The following is a 20171-nucleotide window of genomic DNA, read 5'->3' on the forward strand; positions in this document are numbered from 1 at the left end:
GGTCCTGTTCGCCCATGTAGCGTAGGCAGTCGCGCGGGGACGAGCACGGAGGAAACAGGGGGTGGCGACCGTGGCCGACGCGTGGCGACCCACGTCGGAGCTGGAACACCGACTGCAGGAGACCGTACGGGCCGGAGACCAGGAGAGCTACTTCCGCCTCCTCGCGGACAGCGAACTCGTCGTCCCCGTCCCGCCCGAACTGGTGGACGGCGTGCTCGCGAACGAGACGCAGCCGTCCTGGCCGACCCAGGAGGAGGACGGCCGCGTCCACGTCCTGGCCTACACGTCCGCGTCGGCGATGCGGGCGTGCCTCGGGCCGTCCTACCAGCACTTCATGACCGTCCGGTTCGGGGACATCGCGGAGACCTGGCCGGACGCCCGCTGGTGGCTCGCCATCGACGCGCCCGCCCACGGCGTCGGCGCGGTGCTGCCCATCGAGGCGCGGATGCCGGCCTGGTTCGTCCGCCAGGTCGCCGAGGGCGACGGCCGCCCGCCGCAGGTCGGCCGCGCGCCCGCCGCCTGGGAGGAGCTCCGCGACCAGCACCGCGACCTGCCCCGGCAGTCGCCCCGCCCCGAGTTCCAGCCCGCGAACGACGTCGAGCGCGAACTGCTGCGCGCCGCCGCCGGCAACGACCACGACCTGTTCCTGCAGACGCTCGCGGACACCGACGTCCTGCTGCCCGTCCCGGACGACATGGACTTCGCGCTGCGTCCCGGCCGGCCCGGATTCCCCTGGCAGACCCGCGAGGTCGACGGCTCCACGGTCGTGCCGGTGTTCACCTCCTCCGAACGCCTGCTCGAAGCCTCCGGCGCCGGCACCGAGTACATCAAGCTGCCGTTCACGGTCGCGCTGCGCTACTGGCCGAACCACGACTGGCTGCTCGCCATCAACTCCGGGTCCCCGGCCGGCGGCACCGTCCTCGCGCAGCAGCTCCCCGGCCTCGCCACCTGGGCCGACCAGCGCGCCGCCCAGCGCATGACGGACCACTTCGAACCGCAGAACGACGTCGAGCAGCGCCTCTTCGACGTGGCCCGGCGCCGCGACACCGACGCCTTCTACCAGACCCTGCTCGGCGCCCAGGTCCTGGTGTCCGCCGACACGGACACGCCGTGGGGCATCGTCCCCGGCGACGCCGACTTCCCGTGGCGGCCCGTCCCCATCCACGGGCGGACGTCGATCCAGGTGTTCACGTCCCTGAAGTGGATGAACGAGGCCATCGGCTCGTCCCGCTTCATCATGCCGAGCCTGCACGAGATGGCCGCCGCCTGGCCCGACGCCGACTGGACGCTCGTCCTCAACCCGGGCACCCCCATCGACGCCTCGATGACGGCGGACCAGCTCCGCACCCTCCGCGGCCCGGCGACCCCGCCGTCGGCGTCCACGCCCCCGCCTCCGGAGACCCCGGCGGTGCCGGTGGCGCCGGCCGTCCCACCGGAGGCGACGTCCGACAAGCCGGTGACGCCCGGCCGCCACTCGGCGCCGGCCACCGAGCACGAGTACGCGGCCCCCACCGCCGAAGACCCGGCCCGACATTCCGGCATCCCCGGCGAGGCGCCGCACTTGGCCGCCGCCGAGGGACCCGGCGCGCCGCTGGGCCCGGAGACCGGCCATCACACCGCACCGCCGCCCCTGGGCGCCACGGGCCCGCCGTCCACGCCCGCGAGCGAAGCTCCGCGCGGCGAAGGCCAGGAGTCGGCGGCTCCCGCCGAAGGCCCGCGCGGCGCCGCCCCGTCGCCCGCCGCCCCGAGCGGCCTGCCCCGCCGACACGCGGCCCCACCATCCGGCCACGTCCCGGGCGGCACCGCCACACCGCCCGACACCACAAGCCCGGACAGCGGCGGTCACGAACTGCCCAGCCGCACCGGCGAGACGCCGCACCACAGCCCCTACGCGTCCCGCATTCCGCAAGAGGGCACGCAGGACGTCACGGGCCCCGAGCGGGCCGCCGCCCCACACGAAGGCGTGGGCGGCGGACGCGGCCTTGAGGGAACCGGCACGGCTAGCACGGCCCCGGGTTCCGAGGCCGGCGGCACAGGCGCGCCCGAGTTGCCGCGTCCCGGCGAAACACCGCACAACGTTCCCGGCCTGGCCGGTGGACTCGGCACCGGTCCCTTGGACGGCTCCGGCCATCACGCGGGCACGCCACACGAGCGCCTCTCGGGTGACCCGGGCGCGTCCAGCACGCCGGGCCACATCGCCGAGGGACCGCACAGCGAGCACGGCCCTCCGAGCTTCCCGGGCCCGGCCGCTCCGGTGGAGAGCGCCCTACCCGGCACGACCAACGCACCCGGCGTCCCACCCGAAGGCGCACCGAATGCCCCGACCGGTGGCGCGCCCAGCAGCACTGATCCGGCCGGACGGCATGGCGAGCTTCCGCGGCAGGGCTTCGCAGGCGACGCTGCCGGCCCGTCCGGCGGACACATCGCCGAAGGACCCGGCACACCCAGCACCGCACCGAACCTCCCGGGCCCGATCAGCGGCACCACATCAGCGGGGGTCGGCGACATCGGCCGGCCCGGCACGTCGGACCCCACGAACGTCCCCGGCGGACCAAGCGAAGCCACACCCAACATCCCAAGCCAGGGCACCAGCGCGACCGGTCCTGCGGAGAGCGGCTACACCGGCCCACCCGGAATGTCCGACCCGACCAGCGTCCCCGGCGGGCCAAGCGAGGGCACATCTGACATCCCAGGCCAGGGCCACGCCACGACCGGTCCGGCGGAGAACGACTACACCGGCCGGCCCGGAGTATTCGATCCAACCAGCGCACCCGGCGGGCCGCGCGAAGACGCACCCGCTATCCCAGGCCAGGGCACCGGCGCGACCGGTCCTGCGGAGAGCGGGTACACCGGCCTGCCCGGCACGTCCGACCCGGCCAGCGCACCCGGCGGGCCGCGCGAAGGCGCACCCGCTATCCCAGGCCAGGGCACCGGCACGACTGGTCCTGCGGAGGGCGGCTACTCCGGCCTGCCCGGCACGTCCGATCTGGCCGGTGCACCCGACGGGCCACTGGCAGATGTATCCGACCTTCCGGGACTGGGCGGTGGCGCAGTCGGCCCGGTGGACGGTGGTAACGCCGACCGGGCTGGCGTGTCCGGCGTGCCGGGCGAAGGTGTACCGAGCATCCCGGGTCCGGGCGGCGACGCCGATTGGGCCGGTCCGCAGGAGGGCTTCGCCGGCGGACGTGATGTCGGGGCGGGTGGCGCGGGTGCGTCCGAGGTGCCCGGCATCGTTGGTGAGGCGGCGGGCGAGTTCGCGGCGCGTCCCGGCGGGGGGGCGCATGCCGAGCCTCCTGCGTCCGACATGTCCGGTGGGCGGCCTGCGGGTGACACGGCGCCCGGGTTGCGGGCCGCCGACGAGCCGGAACCGGCGTTCGAGCCCGGCAACCGGATCGACCAGGAGCTGCACGAGGCCGCATCGGACGGCGACTCGGACGCGTTCCTGCGAGTGCTGCTCAACGCGAACGTGCTCGTCCCGATTCCGGCCGAGGCGCCGCTCGAGGTGACGCCCATGCAGCGGGAGTTCCGCTGGGACGCGGCACTGCGGGGCGAGTCCGCCGTGCGGGTGTTCACGTCGCTGGTGCGGCTGCGCGAGGTGCTGCCCGAGGCACGGTTCGTGTACGCGGACTTCCGGCGCCTCATCGGCGCGTGGCCCCGGGACGACTGGGCGATGCTGCTCAACCCCGGGACGCGCATCGGGGCGTCCCTCGAAGGCGACCAGGTGCGGGCGCTCAGCGAGTGGGCGATGCGGGTCGGGCTGGTCCCGGCGCGGCCCGAGGTTCCGCTGCCGCCGCCGCGGCCGGAGCCCGAGGCGGTGCACCTGCCGTCCGACCCCGACGACCGCGTCTCGTCCCCGACGATCATGCAGAAGGTCGTCCCGCACGGGCATGTCGCCTGGTACCTGGAGCAGGGCTACGACCGGGTCGGCGGGTTCGTGCACTCGACCGCCGACGTCGCCGAACTCCAGACGCCCGGCCAGCTGTACGAGGCGCTGGGGATGCTGTACGACGGCTCCCCGTTCTCGCCCGCCGACGACGGCGTGTACGTCATCCGGTGGCCCGCCTACTGCCCTGACCTGTACCGGGTCCCCTTCGGCGGACGCGACGAGGCGGAGATGTCCTCGTGGGGCGACGCCGGCTGGGTCGTCGAGCGGCCGCCGTTCCTGGGCAGCGGGTTCGCGCCGGGGAGCGCCGGATCCATCCGCGAGTACAAGGTGGACAGCGTCCGGCTCCCGTACGGCGCGGAGATGTACTACCTCGGCCACGACCGTTCCGAGCGGTTCGTGGCGATGTACGACCCCGACCAGCTCGCCTGGCTCCGGCCGGAGGCGAGCACCGAGGGCTGGGACGGACGGACGGAGGCCGCGCAGTGATCCGGGACGGGTACGTCGCCCGCTGGCTCGGCCGCGACTTCGAGGCCGCGCCGGGCGCCGACGGCGAGGTCAGGCTGTACGCGCCCGGCCCGACGGACGGGTTCGAGGAGCTGCGGCCGGGGCGGTTCCGCCGCATCGTCCCCGCGTCCGAGATCGAGGACCTGCGGTACGTCCGGACGACCTGCCGCTGGCGCGGCGAGCGGTTCGTCATCGTCGGCGAGCATGAAACATGGCTGCGCGTCGAATACACGGGCGGGCAGGCCCCGGTCGCCGAAAATCTGGGGCTCGACCGCATCGACCAGGGCATCTGGCAGGCGTGGGCCCCCGGCACCGAGATCGAGGACGTCCGGGAAGAGATGATCTGACCCCCGACGGGGTTGATTTGGGCCGCGGATGCGTGTTCGCTTGACTGTCGAGGCGACCCCTCGGGCTGTGCATGTTGGACACGGACGCTCAACGGCGACGCGACGGAGGTGCGGCGGCAGTGATCTGCCGATCGGCGGTCAAACCGATGTTCATCGGTCTCGGCACAGCGGCCGTCCTCGCCGCCGGCGGCGCAACCGCCCTGGCCGCGACCGAAACCCCCGCCCCCTCCGAGTCCACCTCGGTATCACCCACCCCGACCGACTCCGATGCGGCGTCTCCCAGCACAAGTCCGACGACCACGCCTCCGCCGCCCGGCAAGCTAGAGGTGACCGTCTCCCCCATCGCCACCAAGGCGGACGCGGGCGAACGCATCCAGGTGAACACGCACGTCAGGGCCGTCGGCGGCGAAGTGACGGACATCAAGGTCGTGAAGATCGAGGTGACGCCCGCAGCGGCGAAGTTGGGCGGCGAGTGCCTGCCCCCCTTCAAACCGGCAGGTGGTTGCCTGGTCGGGAAGCTTGGAGACGGAAAGCGCGACACCGTCATCTCAACGGTGACCGTCGCCAAGGACATCAAGAAGACCGTCAAGGTCGAGTTCACCGTGACCATCAGCGCAACCGGCTTCGATGAGGCCGCCACCAAGCCGGTCACCATCACTTACGTTCCGAAAACGACTCCGAAGCCGACCAAGTCATCGCCTTCGCCCACTCCCACAAAGTCATCGGAGACGAGCACGAGTGGCGGCTCCAGTGGGTCGGGTTCCGGGGGCGGTTCGACGTCCGGTGGGACGAGCGGGTATGTGCCGCCGTCGCCCAACTCGTCGTTCGACTCCAGGGATCCGCAGGTGGCGCTGCCGCCCATTCAGGCGCCCAGCCCGTCGGTCGCGCCGAGTCCGGTGCCCGGGTCGGTGACGCCGCAGAGCCGGTTGCAGGGCAACAAGGCGCCCGTCGCGCAGGACATCACGTTCGAGCGAATGGCCAGCACGCAGATCGCGTGGCTGGCCGCGCTGCTGGTCGCGTTCTCGCTGCTCCTGACGCAACTGCGGCTCGGAAAGCGGCGCCTGCCGGCCGGCGCCGCCGCGGCCGCGAAGCGCGCGAAGGGATCGCACCGGCGCCCGCGCCGCGGCATGTTCGGCAAGTGAATCGCAGAGGGGCACTTAACCGCCTCTCCGCAGACGCCACGACATCAGCGAGATCAGCGGCAGCGCCCAGTCCGATGACCATTCGGTCTCGATCACGGTCACGGTCGCGCCCGGCGGTTCGGTCACCGTCATCACGCTGATCGAGCGGGCGGAGAACGTCGAAAGCACAGGGGCCGACCGGGCCGGGAAATGTGCGGCGAATTCACCGCTTTACGGAGCGTATTAATACCGGGTACTGGTCAGGTTCGGGTGAGGGCATAGCAGGCTATTGCTGCGGCGGCCACCACGTTCAGGGAGTCGACGCCGCGGGTCAGAGCCGTTTCGTTCATGGGGATGCGGACGCGGTGGTCGGCCTCGTGCAGCCAGCGGGACGAGAGGCCGTCACCCTCCGAGCCGAGGAGCAGGGCCCTCCGGTCGGCGGTCTTCACCTCGTCGATGGGCTCGGCGTCCGCGGACGGGGTCAGGGCGAGGAGCTGGAACCCCGCCTCGCGGATCGCGCCGAGGTCGTTGTGCCAGTCGGTCATGCGGGCGTACGGGAGGGCGAACACGGCGCCCATCGACACCTTGATCGAGCGGCGGTAGAGCGGGTCGGCGCAGCGGGGGGCGAGGACGGCGGCGTCCACGCCGAGGGCGGCCGCGCAGCGGAAGATCGCGCCGATGTTGGTGTGGTCGACGATGTCCTCGCAGATGACGATGCGGCGGGCGCCGGTGAGGACGGTGCCGAGCGGGGGCGGCGGGAGGCGTTCGAGGGACGCCAGGGCGCCGCGGTGCACCTGGAAACCGGTGATCGACTCCATGGTGGCGTCGTCCACGACGTAGACGGGGGCGTCCAGGCCGGACAGGACGTCGGCGAGCGGCTCGGCCCAGCGGCGCGCCATGAGAAGGGAGCGGACGGGGTGCCCGGCGGCGATCGCGCGGCGGATGACCTTCTCTCCCTCGGCGACGAACAGGCCGTGCTCCGCCTCCAGGCTCTTGCGGAGATTCACATCCCGGAGGCGCACGTAGTCTGTGAGGCGCGGGTCGGCGGGGTCCGGGACGGGGACGAGGTGGGCCATGTCCCCCAGTCTGCCGCCCGCCGCGGCCGGATTCGGTCGGCTTCGAACCGATGGCCGCGCCGATCCGTACCGCCGCGGTAGCAGTCCGTGACGGCCATGGGCAATGCCAGGTTCGTCGGGACATACGGTGATGACCTGCGTCATTATCAGTTTTGAGTTCTTTGTAACCTCTGGTTCGTACTACTACAGTGCCGGGGAACATCGACGGGTTTCTGGTGAATCGAGGGCAGGCCATGAGCGGACGTCATCGCAATGACTTCCCTGAGGGGACGGACGGCGGCTACGACCCGTCCCGGCCCGTCTTCGGCCCGGCCAACGACGGGTCGTCCGACTGGTTCGGCGGGCGGGACAGCCAGGGCCGGCCGCTCTCCCAGCCCCCGGCGGGGCCGCAGGGGGCGCCGCCCGGCGCGTCGGGCGAGACGCCGGAGTGGTTCACGCCGCGGCAGTCGTCCGAGGAGCCGGTCTACGGCTCCGGCGGCTTCGGCGGCGCGTCCGACGCGGGCGGCTACGGTCTTGGACGATCCGGCGGCTACCCGCAGGGCGGGCAGCGCTCCGGCGGATACCCGCAGGGTGAACAGCGCTCGGGCCCGTACCCGCAGGGTGAGCCGGGGTCCGGCGGATATCCGCAGGGCGAGCCGCGGCGGTCGTCCCCGCAGGGGCCCCCGTCCGAGTCGTCCCCGCTGGCCGGCACCGGATACAGCGAGTACGACTCGATCCGGAGTTCGGACGGCGGCCCGTCCGGGTTCTTCGGCGGCGGCTCCGGCGGCTCCGGCGGATCGGGGTCCGGCGGATCGGGCGGCTCCGGTGGCTACGGCGGCGGGTCCGGCGGCTATGACAGCGGTTCGGGCGGCTACGAGTACGGGCGCCGCAAGAAGAAGCGCAGCGCGACCGCGCTGATCGGCCCGATGGCGGGCGCCGTCGGGCTGGCGCTGCTGCTCGGCGTCGGCGTCTACGCGTTCGCCGAGAGCGGCGGCGGCTGCTCGGGCGACGACGCGATGAACCTGTCGGTCTCGGCGGCGCCGGACATCGCGCCCGCCGTGGAGAAGGCCGCCGGACGCTTCAACGACACCAAGCAGAAGGTCGACGGCAAGTGCGTCAAGGCGACGGTGAAGAAGGTCGAGTCGGCGGCCGTGACGCCGCTGCTGTCCGGACAGGCCGTCGCGGGCGGGTCGAACGAGCGCCCGGACGTGTGGATCCCCGACTCGTCCCTGTGGATCTCACTGGCCCAGGCCGACGCCGAGGGCGATGACAAGAGCGGCGTCATCTCGACCAAGACGTCCATCGCGAAGAGCCCGATCGTCGTCGGGCTGCCGCAGTCGCTCGCCGTGCAGCTGAAGAAGCAGGGCATCACCGCGAGCCCGTCCTGGGACAACCTGCTGAAGGCCGCCGGCGGCGTCGCGGGCGGCGCGGTGACGAAGAACCAGATGATCCCGGCGGGTTCGGTGCGGCTGGTCGTGCCCGACCCGATGAAGAACGCGGCGGGCATGGGCTCGCTCATGGTCACCAGCATGCTGCTGGCCAACGACCCGAACCGCGACTCGATCTTCACCGGCATCGTCCGGACGGTCCGCGAGAGCACCGTCCCCACGGTGGAGGCGGAGTTCTCGGCGTTCCGCAAGGGCCAGAGCGGCAAGAAGCCGATCTCGCTGTCGTCCGAGCAGGCGCTCTACCAGTACAACCGGACGAAGCCGGCGGAGCCCGCGGTGGCGCTGTACCCCATCGAGGGCACGCTGTCGATGGACTACCCGTTCACCGTCACCAGCAAGGACGACTCCAAGCAGAAGGCGGCCCGGCTGCTGGAGAAGGCGATGACCACCGAGGCCACCCGCAAGGACGTCCACGAGCTGGGCTTCCGCACCACCGACAGCAAGGCCCCGGCGGGCTTCACGCAAGCGGCCGGGGTGAGCCCCGCCAAGCCGCGGCAGCTGCCGCAGCCGAAGAGCGAGAGCGTCGTGAAGATCATGCAGGCGTGGTCGAAGCTGACGCTCGGCCTGCGCATGCTGACGCTGATCGACGTGTCCGGCTCCATGCTGGAGAAGGTCGGCCCGAACACCAACCGGCTGCAGGCCATCGCGCAGGTGTCGCAGGGCGGGCTCAGCATGATGTCCAACGACACCGAGCTCGGCCAGTGGCTGTTCTCCACGAAGATGAACGGCGACCTGCCGTACCGGGTCTCGGTGCCGATCGGCCCGCTCGGCGAGCGGATCGGGTCCACCACCCGGCGCGGGCGCGTCCTCGCGACGCTGAGCCAGATGAAGCCGAAGCCGAACGGCGACACCGGCCTGTACCGGACGATGCTGGCCGCCTACAAGAAGATGAACGAGACCTACAAGCCGGAGTTCGGCAACTCGATCCTGCTGCTCACGGACGGCAAGAACGACGACGACGGCGGCCCCACGCTGAAGGACACGCTGCAGCAGCTGAAGTCCATGCAGGACCCGAACAAGCCGATCCAGGTCAACATGATCGGGTTCGGCAAGGGCGTGGACCGCAACGAGCTGGAGCAGATCGCGGCGGCGACCAACGGCAACGTCCAGGTCGCGCAGACGCCGCAGGAGATCTCCAAGATCTTCCTCAAGATGCTGTCCCGCCGGATCGAGTGACCCGGTGATCGGCGGCCCGGCGATCGGCGGCCCAGGGCGCCGGTTGATCACCTTTCAGTGATCTTACCGACGCGTCAGGTAGTTCCTGATTTTTCCTGGCCAACGGTGTCAACCGGGCGCCGCAGTGGATCGTCAAACTGTGTGGAGGCCCGACGGGGAGCGGGGCCGTCGGGCCTCCGACCCGCTTTCCCCCCGGCCCGTGACGGGGACATGACCGCCGGGCGAACCGGCGGCGGGGAAGCGCACCGCTCCCCCTCCTCGATCTTCCGACCCGTCCCCGATGCCGCGGACGCGGAAGCCGAACACCTGCCCGCGGGAGGACATCCGTGTCCGGTTGGCCCAGTCTCGACCGCGCCGACGACGAACGCCTGGCCCGGTCGCTGGCCGCAGGCGATCCGAGCGCGCTCATCCAGGTGATGGATCGCTACGCGGCCCGCCTGTACGACTACTGCCATGCGCTGCTGCGCGACCAGGAGCAGGCGGCCGGAGCGCTCCACGACGCGCTCATCGCCGCCTACGCGCACGTGCCCGTGCTGCGCGAACCCGAGCGGTTCCGCGGCTGGCTGTACGCGCTCGTCCGCAACGAGTGCCGGCGGCGGCTGCGCGACCCCGACCGTCCCGCCGCGCGGCACGAGGCGCCCGAGGTCGAGGACGGCTTCCTGGACGAGGCCGAACTCGCCCGCCGGCAGGAGACCCGCCGGCTCGTGCACAGCGCCCTGTCGGCGCTGCGCGGGCGCGAGCGCGAGGCGCTCGACCTCATGCTGCGGCACGGCCTGGACACCTTCGAGGTCGGCGGCGTCCTCGGCCTCGGCGCGCAGGAGGCCGCGGACCTGACCGGCGCGGCCAAGACCCACCTCGACGAGGCGCTCGCCGCCGCCCACATCGCCCGCACGGATCGCGGCGAATGCCCCGCCATCGCGGCGATCGCGGACGACGGCGGCCGGCCGCTGCCGCCGCCGGTCGTGCGCAAACTCGTCCAGCATGTCGGGACGTGCCCGACGTGCGGCGCGCGGCGCGGCCGGGCGGTGCCCGCGGCGCGGCTGCTGCAGACGCTGCCGGTCGCGATGATGCCCACCGACCTGCGCGGGCACGTGATGGCCACCGCCACCGACGCCGCGCTCGCCTCGGACCTGTCCTACATCGCGCACCGCGCCGAGCCCCTGGACGAGTGGGGCTGGCCCTACACCGACGACGGGTCGCCGACGCAGGACGCCTCCGACGGACGCGGGCACCGCGCGCTCTGGCCGGCGCTCGCCGCCGCCGCGGCCGTCATCGTGATCGTGGCGGGGGCGTTCTACCTGATGTCGGGCGGCTCGCCCACCGGCGGGACGACCGCGCAGGACCCGTCGGGCGGAGCGTCGGCGTCGGTGGTCGACCCGTCCTCGCCGCCCGACTCCGAAGACCCCCTGGACTCCCCGACCCCCACGGAGAGCAACACCCCGAGCCCCACGCCCAGCTCGACTTCGCCGACGCCGACCCTGACTCCGTCCAAGACGCGCAAGCCGTCCACCCACTCCTCCGCCCCGCGCCCGACCCGGACCACGATGAGGCCCTCGGCGGGAACCCTGTCGGTGGGGTCCTGCACGGTGTCCGATTCCGGAGGGCAATGCGCCCTGGGCATCACCGCTCACGGGGGGCCTGTCACCTGGGCGGTCGTCGGGCATTCGGGCAATGTCAGCGCCGGTGGAAACGGCACCCTCGCGAAGGGCGGTTCCGCGAGCGTCACGGTCACGTTCACTGGACCGTGCACACCGGGCAGCTCCGGGACGGTGGTCTTCTCCCCGGGCGGCAAGTCGGGCACCGTCACCTGTGAGCCCCACGATAACGGATGATCAAGCGAGCGTGACCTAGATCACATTTGTGTGACCGGGTGGCCCTCGACTAGGACAGATGGCGACGAGGCGTACAGAATCGGTCACCCATATCCGTCTTTAAGGAGAAATCCCAGCAACTTGGTGGCAAGATCAGGCAACCAGAGTCGGCCGACACGCGTCGGGGCTCGCCGGGGGCACGATCACAACACCACCGAGATTCGACTGGGAGGGTTCCCGTGGCCGGTGAGCCAGGGCCCGGGCGGAACGACGACCAACGGCTGGCGGACTCGCTGCGAGCCGGGGACGTCATCGCCCTGACCGAGGTCTACGACACGTACGCGCCGTTCCTCTACGACTATTGCCACGGTCTGCTCCGCGACCGGGTGGAGGCGGCGGGCGCGCTCCGCAACGTCGTCATCGCGGCCCGCGAGCACGCGGGCCGGCTCACCGAGCCGGACCGGATGCGCGGCTGGCTCTACGCGATCGCCCGCAAGGAGTGCATGCGGCGCCGCGACAGCCCGAACCGGCACACCGGGCAGGCCGCGCCGGAGGCCGAGGACGAGCTGACCCCCGAGCAGCTCGCCCGCCGCGAGGAGCGGCGGCTGCTCGCGCACAGCGCGCTCGCCGCGCTCAACGGCCGGCAGCGCGAGGCGATCGACCTGTCGGTCCGGCACGAGCTGGACGAGGTCGACGTGTGCGGCGTCTTCGGGATCCCGCTGGAGGAGACGCTCGCGCTGGTCGAGAAGGCCCGCGAGGACCTCGCCGCCTCGCTGCGCGCGGCGCTGATCGCGCAGAACCACTGGAAGAGCTGCCCCAGCGTGGCGGCGCTGACCGAGTCGTGGCCGCTGTCGCCGCAGACGTCGACGTCGCTCGTCCGGCATGTGGCGAGCTGTCCGATCTGCCAGGTGCAGGAGACGCCGGACCTGCCCCCGGACCGGCTGCTGTCCGTCCTGCCGATCGCGGCGATCCCCGCGGACCTGCGGCTGGACGTGCTGACCGCCGCGACGGCCGAGGACCGCGCCGGCAACCGCCGCGCCATCGCCGCTTGGACCGAGCCATTCGACGAGTACGGCTGGCCGCTGCCCTACCAGCCGGCCGCCCCGCGCGGCCGCGACCGGGAGCCCCGGCACCGCGGCCCGGTGCTCGCCGGCGTCGCCGTGGCCGTCGGGCTGCTCGTGCTGTTCGTCGGCGGCTGGACCTGGCTGCACAGCGGCAGCGGGACGAACGCGGGGGCGAACGGTCCCGCGGTGCCCGGCGACAGCGCTTCCCCAGGCGACTCGGGCCTGCCGGAGCCGACACCGAGCGACCCGTCCCCGACGGTGACCTCGCCGTCCCCGAGCCAGTCCAAGTCGCCGTCGAAGTCGCCTTCGCCGTCCAAGAGCCCGTCGAAGACCCCGACGTCGAAGCCCCCGGCACCTCCGACCAGCGAGGCGCCGAAGCCGCCCAAGCCGGGCAGGCTGTCCGTGGACGGATGCAGGATGGGCAACGACGAGTCGTGCACCATCCGCATCACCGCCGTCGGCGGGGCGGTGAACTGGAGAGTCACGGACACGTCCGGCGAGTTGAGCGCGAGCGGAGGCGGTCGCCTGTCGTCGGGCGAGTCGGCGAACGTGACCGTGTCCCGGACGAACGTCGTCTGCTGGGGACGCAAGAGCGGGTCGGTCTCGTTCTCTCCCGGCGGCTCCGCTTCGGTCACCTACTGCTGACCGCACCCTCCGCCGGACGGGAACGCCCGTCCGGCGGGAGCGGGCGGGCTTAGGTGAGGGAGCCGGTGTCCAGGGTGCGGTGGGCGCGGCCCAGGAGGATGGGGACGCCGCCGCCGATCTGGTCGAACCCCTCCCCCACGGTCGCGTTCTGCAGGAAGCGGGCGTGGATGCCCTCCAGGATGACCGCGAGCTTGAAGCACGCGAACGCGACGTAGAAGTCGAGGTCGGCGAGGTCGAAGCCGGTCAGCGCGGCGTACTGGTCGGTGAACTCGCGGCGCGTGTAGAACCCGGGCGCCGAGGTGATCGTGGCGCCGACGGGGAGTTCCTCGGCGTCGGCGGCCTCGGACCAGTAGACGAGCGTCAGCCCGAGGTCGGAGAACGGGTCGCCGAGCGTCGACATCTCCCAGTCGACGACGGCGGCGATCTCGGGACGCGGCTCCAGCCGGGCGAGCGCGTTGTCGAGCCGGAAGTCGCCGTGGACGAGCCGGGCGGGGGCGTCCGCCGGCAGCCGCTCGGCGAGCCGCGCGACGAGCCGGTCGTACTCGGGCAGGTCGCGGGACGTCCCGGTGGCCCTGATCGCCTCCTGCGAGCTGTCCCACTGCTTGCCCCAGCGCTTGAGCTGGCGCTCCATGTAGCCGTTCGGGCGGCCGAAGTCGGCCAGCCCGACGGCGTCCACGTCCACGGTGTGGATCGCCGCGAGCGCCTCCACGAGCGCGCCGGAGAGGCCGCGTGCCTGCTCGGGGGTCATGTCCGCGGCGTCCTCGCGGGTGCGCAGGACGCGGCCGTCGACGAAGTCCATGAGGTAGAAGCGGGCGCCGATGACGTCCTCGTCGTCGCAGAACGCCAGCGTCGTCGGCACCGGCACGGCCGTCCCGCCGCCGAGCGCGGACAGCACCCGATACTCGCGGCCCATGTCGTGGGCCGTCGGGAGGACGTGGCCGAGCGGCGGCCTGCGCAGCACGACGCGGCGGCCGCCGTCCAGGGTGATCCCGTACGTGAGGTTCGAACGCCCGCCCGCGATCAGGTCGATCGCGGTGATCCGTCCCGATCCGGGCAGCTCGCGGGCCAGCCAGGACGCCAGGCGGGGGACGTCGATGCCGGGGACCCCGGCCGGAAGTTCTGCGTCAACGGTCATGACGCCCTATTAGAACGCGGCTCGGCCAGAGGGGTGAACCCCACCCCCGTACATGCGCCCTCACCTGCGCGCGGACGCTTATACACGGGATCCGTTGTCGTCCACTTCCGGCCGACTTGCAGGAAGGCTTCACCTGGCCTTCAGCATCGGGGCTGACCTGCACGAACACCGCGGAGCCAGGCCCTGCGCGACGACGGTCCCCACATCGCGGGGAGAAAAACCTGATGCCAGGTGGAATCTTTGGACACCCGGGGTACGCCTCTGCGACGACACCCGAGTACGCCGGGTTCTCTCCTGGCACGGGCGTCGACAGCCGTCATCCGGCCCATGAGACGGCAGGCTGGACTTATGAGTCTCGCTGGGCTAAGAGAAGAGGACTAGACCATTCGGGACTAGACCGCCCGATTGGGGGGGACGCACCGTGGCAGACGCATGGCTGCCGGGAGCCGGCCGCATGCCGGCACGACACGACGGCGGAGCGTTGCGGGGAGGTGCTCCCCGCGTCGTCTGGTGCGCCGGAGAGTACGATCCGCGCGCCGTTTCCGCACGCTCGGTGGCCGCCGACCTCGGCAAGGAGGACCGGCCGCCGCACCTGGTGTGGCATCCCGGCACCGGCGAGATCGTCCAACTCCTCCCGATCACCCGCGCGGCCCGGCTGCTCGGCGACCGCGTCGGCCGGGAGGGCCGCGTCTGCGCGCAGATCATGGTGGTCGGCCAGTCCCGGACCCCGTTCACCGGATCGCTGCTCACCGGGCTCGACGCGATCGTCCAGTGGCTGGACGCGTGGGGCGTCGCGCGCCGCTGGCCGGCCGGCCCCCCGCTGCCGTCGCCGCAGTCCTACCACGCGAGCCGCGGCCGCAAGGACTGGGCGCGCGGCGGGCACTACGGCGCGTCGCAGGTGCCGAAGCTCGACCGCCCCGACCCCGGCGGCATCGACATCCGGCGCATCACCGGGCCCGACACCCCGGTCGCGCCGATCCCGAAGCCGCGCGCCCCGAGCGTGCCCGGCGGGGCCCGGCTCCTGCCGCGCCCGCGCACGCCCGACCCCGTCCGCCCGGCGCAGGCCGACCCCCCGGCCCCGGCGCCACTGCGTCCCGCCGCCGAACCCGTACCGGTCGGCCAGTCCGCCATGTCCAACTGAAGAACGCCCCCCAACCGCCCGACCGCAGCAGAGCCGCCGGCGCGGCCGGGATGAGGCACGGCCGGGCCGGAGAGCGGCGGAGCCGCCGCGCAGCCGGGCCGGATCGGGCTAGTCGGCGAGGTTCCGGACGATCTCGCAGCCCTTGCGCAGTTCGGTCAGGGTCGCCGCGGAGCCGTAGCCGATCACCAGTCCCGACGCGGTCCTCGGCCCCATGTGGTGGCGTTCCAGGGTCTCCACGAGGACGCCGCGTTCGCCCGCCTCGACCGAGATGCGATGCGCGTCGGGTTCCAGGACGTCCACGACCAGGTGCAGGCCGGCCGTGTCGCCGCGCAGCCGCAGCCCGTCCAGCGCACGCACCACCACCTCCCGGCGGCGCGCGTACTCGCCGCGCATCCGGCGGACGTACCGGTCGAGATCACCGCGTTCCAGGAGGAGGCGCAGCGCGTCCTGCGGGACGACGGCGGTGCGGTCGTTCAACTGCTCCCTGCGCACCGCCACCTTCCCCACCAGGTCGGGACGCCCCGCGAGCCAGCCGACGCCCATGTCCGTGGTGAGGATCTTCGCCGTCGTGCCGAGGTAGACGACCACGTCCGGGTCGAGCCCGTACAGGGCGGGCAGGGGCGCCACGTCGAACCGGAACTCGCCGTCGTAGTCGTCCTCGGCGATGAGCGCTCCGTTGCGCCGCGCCCACGCCAGTAGGGCCTGCCGGCGCGGGACGGGCAGGACACCGCCCATCGGGTACTGGTGCGACGGTGTCGTGTAGACGAGGCGCAGATCGTCCGGGAGGGCTTCGACGACGATGCCGTGCTCGTCGACAGGGCACGGCACGAGTTCCGCACCACGTCCCCTCAGGACCGTGCGCGCCTTCCCGTAGCCGGGGTCCTCCACGCCTACGCGGTCCCCCGGGCGGAGCACGGTCGCGGCAAGGAGATCGAGCCCGTTCGTCGCTCCGCGCGTCACCAGGAGGCCGTCCAGAGGGACGCTCACACCGCGGCTGCGTCTGATGTAGCCGGCGAGTGCCTCACGCAAGCCCGGGAGACCGTGCGGGTCCTGGCGCTGCTGCGGGGGCATGCCGGCGGCCAGCCGCCATGCCCTGCGCCACGCGGGCGTGTCCAGGGCACCGATCCAGGCCATCCCCGGCCTCAGATCGATCTCGTGGGGGGTCGCCACCCTTCGCGCCTGCCTCGTCACCGGTTCCGGTGGCCTCGGCGCAGGCGCGGCGGCGACGCCTTCGGTCACGTACGTTCCGGACCCGTGCCGCCCTTCCAGCCACCCTTCCGCGTACAGCTGCTCGTAGGCTTCCGTCACCACCGTCCGGCTGACGCCCAGCAGCCTGCCCAGCGCCCTGCTGGACGGGAGGCGCTCCCCCGCGGCGAGCCGCCCCTCCGCCATCGCGTCCCGCAACTGGCCGACGAGCTGGGCGCTCATCGGCTCCTTGGCGTCCCGGTCAACGGCGAGGGGCAGATCGATCAGCAAAGTGGTCTCCGGCTATGCGCATCAAGTGGCCATACCGACCAGGCCACTTCCCTCCTAGCGTAAACCGGTATGAGCGCACTCTCCTCGACCGGCCGCACACGCCTCACCAGGCTCCCCGAGCGTTCGGGCACCGACCGCTCCGCCCTCTACGACATCCTGGACGCGGGCCTGGTCTGCCACCTCGGCCTCATCGTCGGCGGCGCACCGCGCGTCCTCCCCACCGGGTATGGCCGCCTGGACGACACGCTCTACATCCACGGCTCCACCGGAGCGAGCAGCCTCATGGCGGGGCCGTCCCAAGACGTCTGCGTCACCGTGACCCATCTCGACGGGATCGTCCTGGCCCGGTCGGTGTTCCACCACTCCGTCAACTACCGAAGCGCCGTCATCTACGGGACGCCCCAGTCGGTGACGGAAACCGACGCGAAGCTCACCGCGCTACGGGCCATCACCGAGCAACTGGCCCCCGGCCAATGGGACGCCACGCGCGCACCCACCCGCAAGGAGCTCGCCGCGACGACCGTGCTGGCGATCTCCCTCTCCGAGGCGTCCGTCAAGGTCCGCCAGGGCCCGCCCAGCGACGACGAACCCGACCACGCCCTCGACGTCTGGGCCGGCGTCCTGCCCGTCCACCAGGCGTTCGGCCCGCCGCGCCCCGACCCGCAACTCCGCCCCGGCATTCCCGTTCCGGGACATATCGCCCAGCGCGCGACCACCTAAATCCCTCCGGCTCCATGCCCCGCGCAGTCGTCCATGGCCGTAGGGTGAAACCCATGAACGAGCGGCTGGTCTGGATCGACTGCGAGATGACAGGACTCGACCTGCGCAACGACGCGCTCATCGAGATCGCCGCGCTGGTCACCGACAGCGAGTTGAACATCCTCGACGAGGGCGTCGACGTCATCATCAAACCGCCGCCCGAGACCGTGACGCAGATGACCAAAGTCGTCCGCGACATGCACACCACGTCCGGCCTCCTCGACGCCCTGCCGACCGGCATCACCCTCGCCGAGGCCGAGGACATCGTGCTCGGCTACGTCCGCGGCCACGTGAAGGACGCCAACAAGGCGCCCCTGTGCGGCAACAGCATCGCCACCGACCGCTCCTTCCTGGCCCGCGACATGCCCGCCCTCGACGGCCACCTGCACTACCGCATGGTGGACGTCTCCTCCATCAAAGAGCTGGCCCGCCGCTGGTACCCGCGCGTCTACTTCGCCAGCCCGGAGAAGAAGGGCGGCCACCGCGCCCTCGCCGACATCACCGAGAGCATCCAGGAACTGCGCTACTACCGCGCCGCCGTCTTCGTCCCGCAGCCCGGCCCCGACTCCGACACGGCCCGCTCCATCGCCGCCAAGGTCGCCTCCGGCTGACCCACCCCCGCGGAGCCGCTACACTACTGGGAGCCGGGAGCGATCCCGGCCACGGTGGGTGTAGCTCAGCTGGCAGAGCACTTGGTTGTGGTCCAAGATGTCGGGGGTTCAAGTCCCCTCACTCACCCCAGGTACGGGCCCCGGTCGATCGGCCGGGGCCTTCGTCGTGTGCGGCGCGGTCCATCGACTCTCGAAGATCGTCCCGTTATGCTCCGTCCCTATACATGTCAACGACACGTCAAGGGCAACGGATGAGTGTCGACGAGACGGCCGCACTGCGCGTCCTCGTGGTGAACGCCGATCCCCGGGTCCGCGCGGACGTGATCTCCCTACTGGACGGCGGCGACGAACTCCAGGTCGTCGCCGACACCCCCGACCCCGAGACCGCCCTCACCCTCGCCGCGCGGCTGCGCCCCGACATCGTCCTGCTCGACGCGCCCTCCGCGGCCCACACCGCGGCCCTCAGCGCCGCCTCCCGCGTCTTCCTCCTCTCCGACGACCGGCCCGCCGTCGAGACCGCCCTCCGCGCCGGCGCCAGCGGCCACCTCGTGCCCGGCTCCTTCACCGTCCGCGACCTCATCCGCGGCGTCCGCGACGCCTCCCGCACCACCCTCGGCCTGTCCGCCCGCGAATCCGAGGTCATGGACCTCATCGCCACCGGACGCTCCAACGGCGAGATCGCCCGCCAGCTCTTCCTGTCCGAGAAGACCGTGAAGAACCACGTCAACCGCATCTACGCCAAGCTCGGCGTCAGCTCCCGCGCCACCGCCATCGCCCTCTGGCGCGGCATGGTCAGCGTCCTGCCCGCGCGGGACTAAACCGATTCGCACAGCTCCGCGGCCCCTGGTACTGTTCTTCCTGTCGCAAGGGACCCCGGCCCCGGCCGAGGCCCCACACGAACAGGCGCCGTTAGCTCAATTGGCAGAGCAGCGGACTCTTAATCCGCGGGTTCGGGGTTCAAGTCCCTGACGGCGCACTCGCTCATCCTTGTTCGTAAGCCCCTTCGGGGCTTACTTACCCGGTCCTTGCCTTTATTGGGGGGACGACCCCCCCATACCCCCCGATCTGGGGGTCACCCCCCAGGCCCCCCACGTGGGGGCTTTTGTGAGGCTCGGCCCGCTCGCGTGGCTTCGGATCGCTTCTTGGGTGCCTTGCTTTTAGGGGTTGGCCTCGGTGTGCGGCGGGGCTTCGGTTGTCAGGCCCAGTGAGCGGATCCAGATCTTGTCGAGTGTGTCGATGAGGACTTCCGCGTCGTAGTCGACGCCTTCGTACGACCAGGCCATGACCACTCGTTCGACCATCAGGGTCAGGGCGTGGGCGGTGTGGCGCGGGTCCAGATCGCTGTAGGCGAGGCCGGCTTTCTGCCACTCGGCGATGGCGCGCGTGACCCTGCTCTGGAAGTGGTCGGCGACCTCGTCCCACTGGGCCTTCAGCCGCTCGTCCTCGTCGCGCGCCTGGTAGACGGCCTGGAGAACGTGGGCGTTGCGCCGGAACGCCTGGATGTAGACCCGGTTGACCTCTCGGACGCGGCGGGCGGGGTCCTGCTGCGCGCTGATGCGGTCGGCCGCGATCCCCGTCAACTCGGCGGAGATGCCCTTCATCAGCTCATAGAGCAGATCGTGCTTGGACCGGTAGTAGTTGTACAGCGTCCCCGATCCGACCTGCGCCTCAGTGCTGATGTCGGAGAGCCGGGCGTTGTGGAAGCCGTCCCGTTCGAAGACGACGCGCGCCGCCTCGCGAAGGCGCTGGGGCGTGGTCTCGCGGCGCCGGTCGACGCGGGTGCGGCCGCCGCTCGCTCCGCCGGCCTTGGCGGCGGGCTCGGGCACGCTGCACCTCTTTTCGGTGATCGCTGAAAGTAACGATCTTACCAGCCGCCGTGAGCACGGCCGAGGTCTCGTCCGAAAAACAGAGGTTGACCTCATTCTCAGTTTTTCGCTACCTTCAGCCCTGCGTGACACGGTTCACACCCCCGAGCTGCGGGCCTGCCGGGTT

14 protein-coding genes and 2 tRNA genes are annotated in these 20171 nt (G+C 72.0%); 12 read left to right on the top strand and 4 right to left on the bottom strand.

All coding sequences use genetic code 11. The features are described 5' to 3' along the window. Window positions 1–61: 61 nt before the first annotated feature. The 3 genes from ABZ806_RS00830 (at window position 62) to ABZ806_RS00840 (ending at window position 5879) form a co-directional block, all read left to right on the top strand. A complete protein-coding gene (locus ABZ806_RS00830; protein ID WP_500214339.1) occupies window positions 62–4372 on the top strand; it encodes an SseB family protein in 4311 nt (1436 codons plus the stop codon). Beyond that, the gene (locus ABZ806_RS00835; RefSeq protein ID WP_500214341.1) at window positions 4369–4737 is read left to right on the top strand and encodes a UCP033725 family protein; all 369 of its coding nucleotides are present in this window, start codon (window positions 4369–4371) and stop codon (window positions 4735–4737) included. The genes ABZ806_RS00830 and ABZ806_RS00835 overlap by 4 nt, the downstream gene beginning before the upstream one ends. Before the next feature lie 119 nt (window positions 4738–4856). After that, complete coding sequence (locus ABZ806_RS00840; RefSeq protein WP_500214343.1) at window positions 4857–5879, top strand: hypothetical protein; 1023 nt, start codon at window positions 4857–4859, stop codon at window positions 5877–5879. A 239-nt stretch (window positions 5880–6118) separates the two neighbouring features. Here ABZ806_RS00840 and ABZ806_RS00845 read toward each other — a convergent pair whose 3' ends face one another. Then, window positions 6119–6934, bottom strand: coding sequence for a TrmH family RNA methyltransferase (locus ABZ806_RS00845; RefSeq protein WP_500214345.1), 816 nt, complete (start codon window positions 6932–6934; stop codon window positions 6119–6121). Window positions 6935–7167: 233 nt separating this feature from the next. Between ABZ806_RS00845 and ABZ806_RS00850 the strand changes: the two genes are divergently transcribed. The 3 genes from ABZ806_RS00850 (at window position 7168) to ABZ806_RS00860 (ending at window position 13057) form a co-directional block, all read left to right on the top strand. Continuing rightward, complete coding sequence (locus ABZ806_RS00850) at window positions 7168–9537, top strand: substrate-binding domain-containing protein (RefSeq protein WP_500214347.1); 2370 nt, start codon at window positions 7168–7170, stop codon at window positions 9535–9537. Between the two features lie 326 nt (window positions 9538–9863). Next, window positions 9864–11369 (top strand): RNA polymerase sigma factor, encoded by a 1506-nt coding sequence (locus ABZ806_RS00855; protein ID WP_500214349.1) that lies wholly within the window; start codon window positions 9864–9866, stop codon window positions 11367–11369. 218 nt (window positions 11370–11587) lie between these two features. Beyond that, window positions 11588–13057, top strand: coding sequence for an RNA polymerase sigma factor (locus ABZ806_RS00860; RefSeq protein WP_500214351.1), 1470 nt, complete (start codon window positions 11588–11590; stop codon window positions 13055–13057). A gap of 49 nt (window positions 13058–13106) precedes the next feature. Here the strand turns inward: ABZ806_RS00860 and ABZ806_RS00865 are convergent, their stop codons facing one another. Continuing rightward, window positions 13107–14192 (bottom strand): phosphotransferase family protein, encoded by a 1086-nt coding sequence (locus tag ABZ806_RS00865; protein WP_500214353.1) that lies wholly within the window; start codon window positions 14190–14192, stop codon window positions 13107–13109. A gap of 454 nt (window positions 14193–14646) precedes the next feature. Between ABZ806_RS00865 and ABZ806_RS00870 the strand changes: the two genes are divergently transcribed. After that, the gene (locus tag ABZ806_RS00870) at window positions 14647–15333 is read left to right on the top strand and encodes a hypothetical protein (RefSeq protein WP_500214355.1); all 687 of its coding nucleotides are present in this window, start codon (window positions 14647–14649) and stop codon (window positions 15331–15333) included. A gap of 108 nt (window positions 15334–15441) precedes the next feature. Here ABZ806_RS00870 and pdxR read toward each other — a convergent pair whose 3' ends face one another. After that, window positions 15442–16809 carry a MocR-like pyridoxine biosynthesis transcription factor PdxR gene (gene pdxR, locus ABZ806_RS00875; protein ID WP_500214356.1) on the bottom strand — a complete coding sequence of 456 codons (1368 nt, stop codon included), beginning with the start codon at window positions 16807–16809 and terminating at the stop codon, window positions 15442–15444. 69 nt (window positions 16810–16878) lie between these two features. On the opposite strand from pdxR, the gene ABZ806_RS00880 reads away from it, so the two are divergent. The 5 genes from ABZ806_RS00880 (at window position 16879) to ABZ806_RS00900 (ending at window position 19155) form a co-directional block, all read left to right on the top strand. Then, on the top strand, window positions 16879–17529 hold the full coding sequence (locus ABZ806_RS00880; protein WP_500214357.1) for a pyridoxamine 5'-phosphate oxidase family protein: 651 nt from the start codon (window positions 16879–16881) through the stop codon (window positions 17527–17529). A gap of 53 nt (window positions 17530–17582) precedes the next feature. Next, window positions 17583–18179, top strand: coding sequence for an oligoribonuclease (orn, locus tag ABZ806_RS00885; RefSeq protein WP_500214359.1), 597 nt, complete (start codon window positions 17583–17585; stop codon window positions 18177–18179). Between the two features lie 54 nt (window positions 18180–18233). Next, a tRNA-His gene (locus tag ABZ806_RS00890) sits at window positions 18234–18309 on the top strand. Between the two features lie 121 nt (window positions 18310–18430). Beyond that, complete coding sequence (locus ABZ806_RS00895; RefSeq protein WP_500214361.1) at window positions 18431–18997, top strand: response regulator transcription factor; 567 nt, start codon at window positions 18431–18433, stop codon at window positions 18995–18997. Window positions 18998–19082: 85 nt separating this feature from the next. Continuing rightward, window positions 19083–19155: transfer RNA gene (locus ABZ806_RS00900), tRNA-Lys, on the top strand. Between the two features lie 181 nt (window positions 19156–19336). Here ABZ806_RS00900 and ABZ806_RS00905 read toward each other — a convergent pair. Continuing rightward, window positions 19337–20005, bottom strand: a complete 669-nt coding sequence (locus ABZ806_RS00905; protein WP_500214363.1) for a TetR/AcrR family transcriptional regulator — start codon at window positions 20003–20005, stop codon at window positions 19337–19339. Window positions 20006–20171 lie beyond the last annotated feature (166 nt).

It is taken from the genome of Spirillospora sp. NPDC047418 (assembly GCF_040643275.1).
Lineage (GTDB): Bacteria > Actinomycetota > Actinomycetes > Streptosporangiales > Streptosporangiaceae > Spirillospora.